The organism is Mesorhizobium sp. M4B.F.Ca.ET.089.01.1.1 (assembly GCF_004022605.1).
GTDB lineage: Bacteria > Pseudomonadota > Alphaproteobacteria > Rhizobiales > Rhizobiaceae > Mesorhizobium > Mesorhizobium abyssinicae.
This window is the reverse complement of sequence record NZ_RZOS01000808.1, coordinates 1-1479: the sequence shown is the minus strand read 5'-3', so window position 1 is coordinate 1479 and position 1479 is coordinate 1. Positions and strand designations below refer to the sequence as shown.

Genomic DNA, 1479 nt, shown 5'->3' with positions numbered 1-1479 from the left:
AGGGAGCACAGAGCGCGAGAAGCACGAGAACCTCTTTCCTGATGGCCGCGAACCGGCCTTCAGGAAACGGGTTTTCTCCCGTTTTAACCGGCTGCCGCCAGGCGGCGGGAAAAACAGATCAGGGGCTGCCGCCGAGGCGGCCCGGAATGCAAGGCGAGCCGCGGCGAGGTTCGCCCCGAGAATCGAGCTAAGGAGCGACGATGGCCCAGACCCAGACTTTCAATGGCCGCAGACGCGTACGCAAGTTCTTCGGAAAGATCCCGGAAGTTGCGGAGATGCCGAACCTGATCGAGGTTCAGAAGGCATCCTATGACCAGTTCCTGATGGTGGACGAGCCCAAGGGCGGCCGTCCCGACGAAGGACTGCAGGCCGTTTTCAAGTCGGTCTTCCCGATCTCCGATTTTTCCGGCTCCTCGATGCTGGAGTTCGTGAAGTACGAGTTCGAAGGACCGAAATTCGACGTTGACGAATGCCGTCAGCGCGACCTGACCTATGCCGCGCCGCTGAAGGTGACGCTGCGCCTCATCGTGTTCGATATCGATGAGGATACCGGCGCGAAGTCGATCAAGGACATCAAGGAGCAGGACGTCTACATGGGCGACATGCCGCTCATGACGTCGAACGGCACCTTCATCGTCAACGGCACCGAGCGCGTCATCGTCTCGCAGATGCACCGCTCGCCGGGCGTCTTCTTCGACCATGACAAGGGCAAGTCGCACTCGTCGGGCAAGCTCTTGTTCGCCGCGCGCGTCATCCCCTATCGCGGCTCGTGGCTCGACATCGAGTTCGACAGCAAGGACGTCGTGCACGCCCGCATCGACCGCCGCCGCAAGATTCCGGTGACGTCGCTGCTGATGGCACTCGGCATGGACGGCGAGGAGATCCTGTCGACCTTCTACAACAAGATCACCTACAAGCGCGCCGGCGACCACTGGCGCATTCCCTTCAACGTCGAGCGCTTCCGCGGCCTCAAGGCCGTCGGCGACCTGGTCGATGCCGATACCGGCGAGATCGTCGTCGAGGCCGGAAAGAAGATCACCGCGCGCCAGGCCCGCCAGCTCGGCGAAAAGGGTCTGAAGGCGATCAAGGCGACCGACGAGGACCTGCTCGGCAACTACCTCGCCGAGGATATCGTCAACTACGCCACCGGCGAGATCTTCCTCGAGGCCGGCGACGAGATCGACGACAAGACGCTGAAGGTGCTGCTCGGCACCGGCGAGGGCGAGATCCAGATCCTCGACATCGACCACGTCAATGTCGGCGCCTATATCCGCAACACGCTCGCCGTCGACAAGAACGAGAGCCGCCAGGACGCGCTGTTCGACATCTACCGTGTCATGCGCCCGGGCGAGCCGCCGACGCTCGAAACTGCCGAAGCCATGTTCAACTCGCTGTTCTTCGACAGCGAGCGCTATGACCTGTCGGCCGTCGGCCGCGTCAAGATGAACATGCGCCTCGAGCTCAAGGCAGAGGACACCG

At 62.4% G+C, this 1479-nt stretch carries 1 pseudogene; it reads left to right on the top strand.

What is annotated here, in order from left to right:
- Positions 1 to 200: 200 nt before the first annotated feature.
- Positions 201 to 1479, top strand: a pseudogene (locus EN780_RS34075) (DNA-directed RNA polymerase subunit beta); the annotation flags it as partial.